This is a genomic window from Enterococcus durans NBRC 100479 = LMG 10746, from assembly GCF_001544215.1.
Taxonomy (GTDB): domain Bacteria; phylum Bacillota; class Bacilli; order Lactobacillales; family Enterococcaceae; genus Enterococcus_B; species Enterococcus_B durans.
Genome location: NZ_BCQB01000096.1, coordinates 1 through 3,325, shown reverse-complemented (window position 1 = coordinate 3,325; position 3,325 = coordinate 1). Strand labels below are relative to the sequence as shown.

Below are 3,325 nucleotides of genomic sequence, written 5' to 3'. Positions count from 1 at the left end.
CCCCTAAACAATAAACCGTCACGATTTCGTGAGACAAAAAATAAAAGCCTATATGGCTTTTTTATGTTCTATGAATATTGAACTTTTTTCTGTATCTTTGAAATGTCCTCCGATTGATACCTGTCTGTCTTTCTACATCTTTTTCAGTAGCACCTTCAAGATAAAGTTTGAAAGCTAGCTGAAGGCGAGGGTCATTTTCGCTAAATTTAGGCTTGCCACCTTTAAATTTACCGTTTTCTTTGGCAAGTACAATTCCCTGCGCTTGCCGTTCTCTTATTCTTTTTCTTTCAGACTCAGCCTGATACTTGTAAAGCTCAATAACAAGATTATTGATGAGTCGTCTTAAATTATCATCTTCAATACCAGACATTGAAGGTAAGTTTAAGACCTCTAAAGTAGCGCCTTTTTGTTGAATGGTATTCATGATCTTAGTTAGGTCTTTATTATTACGACCTAAGCGATCTAATTCAGCAACCACCACAATATCGCCCTCACGTATATAGTCAAGCATTGCTTGTAATTGTGGTCTTTCGGTAGTAGCTCCACTTACTTTGTCTGAAAAGACCTTAGAAACGCTTTCTAAGGCTTGTAATTGTCTATCAAGGTTTTGTTCTTTACTTGAGACACGTGCATATCCTATTTTAGTCATAATTAATACCTTTAATTTTATCAACTGTTATTACTCGATAAGTATTAGAATTAACGGTAACTTGAATATGATTATTGGGATTTTTAATATAAAAATTTTTACCAATCTTAGATATGGTAACATAATTGTCCAATATAGTTCGATAAATAAGACTTTCTATATCAATTTTAGATAAACTTATACCTAATTTTTTATTTATCCTTTGATAAACTAAATCCGTATAGCAAATATTTTTAAGTACAACTTCTTTTAAATCCATAAATCTCCTTGCGCAACTCTATTGTCTACTTATAAACCTATTATATCATAGATAACTAAAAAAGCCAACAGAGTATACTCTATTGAACTATTTTTGGTTTTGTACTGAAAATTATTATTGAACCAAATTATTTACCCAAATCGCTCGTTCATTTTCATCTTTAGTGAAAGGAATTTTATAAAATTTTGCTTTTGAAGCTTGTGACAATATTTCTGTATACTCATTATAAGTATCTCCGAATTTATCAGGGCTACTAAGAAACGGTAAAGCATACATTTTTGAGATTTGCTCTCCTGTATCAATATTGTGTTTACTTAATTCTGTATACTCTTTTATTGAAATTAACTCTGGTTCTAATGGTTGTTCTTTCTCGTCTTCGTCATAGAAGTATAATAGATAATCAATAACGTGTAGTTCAGGGGCAGATTGTGGAATATAGCCTTGATAGCCAAAAAGTTCATTGGATTCAATCCTTAGTCTCACCATATCATTGGCTATATATTTACCATTGATTCTAGAGTTTTTATTTACTAATTTTGATTTGTCAAATTAAGCTAGACAAAATATCTTCATTCATGTAACTCATAAATACTTCCAGGGGTGTTTGATAATCCAAGGACTTTCGTGGAATATTGTTTCTCTTATTCGCCACTGAAGAGATAAAAGCTTGGTCGACTTGATTAAAATCCATGTTTTTTGGCAGACCATCTTTTCGCAGCAAGCCATTGGAATTTTCATTCAGTGCTCGTTGCGAAGGAGTCCCTGGATCAGCGAAATAAATAGCGATGTCATGTTGGTTACTTAAAGCCTTCCAATTAGAGAATTCTTTCCCACAATCAAAGGTAATGGATTTAAATAAATGTCTGGGAATCGATCCAAACCAGTGGTTCAGAGTATTCTCAATATCGATCGCCTTGCGCCCCTCGGGCTTCAAGGTGATGATGATTTTCGATAGACGTTCTACCAAAGTTATGACAGCACTCTTATGATGAATGCCTACAATGGTATCGCCTTCGATATGGCCGAACTCTTCTTTAAATGTCGGGTAATCAGTTTCTCTTTCAACGATATTCCGTTTAAAAGCCTGTTTTCCTCGGCGTTCTTGATGTCCATTTGGTTTCCGCTTACCCTTCATGGGCAAAGTCGATTCATCGAACACCTTTTCCTTGAACTGGCGATAAAGGGTTCTTACGGAACAGCTGATTGGTTTCTCTTTACGCCCAATGATAACGTCTGGCGTCCAGCCTTGGGCAATTTTTTCTTTAATGTAGGACTGTTGTTTCTTTGGCAAGACGATGTTTCGTCTGCCACACCGTTTCTTATTTTCTTTATACTGTTGGTAGTATTCGAGGGCCGTATGGCCTTCTTTCAAGAAATTAATGACGTTATAAATCGGTGTTCGAGATCGTTTCAGGTACTCAGCAATTTTCACAATTTTGATGTTTTGGTGGTAGTAAGACTCTATCATCACCAGTTCATCCGTGGTAAGATGGGTGTAGGTCATTCGTGATCACTCCTATGTTTTCTTTAGTCGGAATTACATTTTGAGTGTAGCACGAATGGCTTATTTATTTGTCTAGCTTAATTTTACAATCGGCGTATTTTAAAAAATTTTTCTTCTAAGAGAAAAAAATTTAATTGTGGAAAGCTAGTATTTGCAACAATACATCTTCTATGCATAAATATATATTTTGTCAAATATTTTTTTTGTTTTTGTGTGATATACAATTATTATGAACAAAAAAAATGATTGGAGGAGTTATATTATGGGAGCAATCGCAAAATTAGTAGCAAAGTTTGGGTGGCCTATTGTTAAAAAATATTACAAACAAATTATGCAGTTTATTGGAGAAGGATGGGCAATTAACAAAATCATTGAGTGGATTAAAAAACATATTTAAAATAAGGATGTGTTAGTACATGGGAGCAATCGCAAAACTAGTGACAAAGTTTGGGTGGCCACTAATCAAAAAATTCTACAAACAAATCATGCAATTTATTGGACAAGGATGGACAATAGATCAAATTGAAAAATGGCTAAAAAGACATTAATGTTTAAACTAAACTAAATTTTTAAAAAAGACTATAAAGTTATAAGGATATCCTTGTATTCTTTGTAGTTTTTTGTTGTGTAAACATTCGGCTTAACGCTAGATAATAATTACTATTTTATTTTTTTGAGGATAACCCTATATCAGTATACTAATGAATCAATTTGACTGGTCACGTTTTGCTTACTAGTATCAGACAAATATAGCCACCCCAAAATTTAGTTAATGATAGGTAATTATTTCTTTATAATTTGTGGTGTTAGTATCAAATCTTAGACAGCTTTTCGTAGAGACAAGAATAAATTAAACTTATCTACGAGAGGATGAATTTTTATGACCCGATATGAAGAAAATTTTAAACAAATG

At 33.2% G+C, this 3,325-nt stretch carries 6 protein-coding genes; 2 read left to right on the top strand and 4 right to left on the bottom strand.

Translation table 11 applies throughout. From position 1 onward, the window contains the following. Positions 1–61: 61 nt before the first annotated feature. The 4 genes from ED2_RS14320 to ED2_RS14305 form a co-directional block, all read right to left on the bottom strand. Positions 62–649 carry a recombinase family protein gene (locus tag ED2_RS14320; protein ID WP_060789922.1) on the bottom strand — a complete coding sequence of 196 codons (588 nt, stop codon included), beginning with the start codon at positions 647–649 and terminating at the stop codon, positions 62–64. Continuing rightward, entirely contained in the window at positions 642–908 is a 267-nt protein-coding gene (locus ED2_RS14315) for a DUF3781 domain-containing protein (RefSeq protein WP_060789921.1), read from the bottom strand. Before ED2_RS14315 ends, ED2_RS14320 begins: the two co-directional genes overlap by 8 nt. 114 nt (positions 909–1,022) lie before the next feature. Further along, positions 1,023–1,394 (bottom strand): hypothetical protein, encoded by a 372-nt coding sequence (locus ED2_RS14310; RefSeq protein WP_060789920.1) that lies wholly within the window; start codon positions 1,392–1,394, stop codon positions 1,023–1,025. A 58-nt stretch (positions 1,395–1,452) separates the two neighbouring features. After that, positions 1,453–2,412: an IS30-like element IS1252 family transposase gene (locus tag ED2_RS14305; protein WP_000222577.1), complete on the bottom strand. Its 960-nt coding sequence runs from the start codon at positions 2,410–2,412 to the stop codon at positions 1,453–1,455. Positions 2,413–2,674: 262 nt separating this feature from the next. Between ED2_RS14305 and ED2_RS14300 the strand changes: the two genes are divergently transcribed. Continuing rightward, positions 2,675–2,809: an enterocin L50 family leaderless bacteriocin gene (locus ED2_RS14300; RefSeq protein WP_002293184.1), complete on the top strand. Its 135-nt coding sequence runs from the start codon at positions 2,675–2,677 to the stop codon at positions 2,807–2,809. A 19-nt stretch (positions 2,810–2,828) separates the two neighbouring features. Beyond that, a complete protein-coding gene (locus ED2_RS14295) occupies positions 2,829–2,960 on the top strand; it encodes an enterocin L50 family leaderless bacteriocin (RefSeq protein ID WP_002293183.1) in 132 nt (43 codons plus the stop codon). Positions 2,961–3,325: the final 365 nt, after the last annotated feature.

Excerpts from the sequence above, each read along its gene's own strand:
- ED2_RS14320 (WP_060789922.1), bottom strand. The coding sequence starts at position 649 with ATGACTAAAATAGGATATGCACGTGTCTCAAGTAAAGAACAAAACCTT.
- ED2_RS14315 (WP_060789921.1), bottom strand. The coding sequence starts at position 908 with ATGGATTTAAAAGAAGTTGTACTTAAAAATATTTGCTATACGGATTTA.
- ED2_RS14310 (WP_060789920.1), bottom strand. The coding sequence starts at position 1,394 with ATGGTGAGACTAAGGATTGAATCCAATGAACTTTTTGGCTATCAAGGC.
- ED2_RS14305 (WP_000222577.1), bottom strand. The coding sequence starts at position 2,412 with ATGACCTACACCCATCTTACCACGGATGAACTGGTGATGATAGAGTCT.
- ED2_RS14300 (WP_002293184.1), top strand. The coding sequence starts at position 2,675 with ATGGGAGCAATCGCAAAATTAGTAGCAAAGTTTGGGTGGCCTATTGTT.
- ED2_RS14295 (WP_002293183.1), top strand. The coding sequence starts at position 2,829 with ATGGGAGCAATCGCAAAACTAGTGACAAAGTTTGGGTGGCCACTAATC.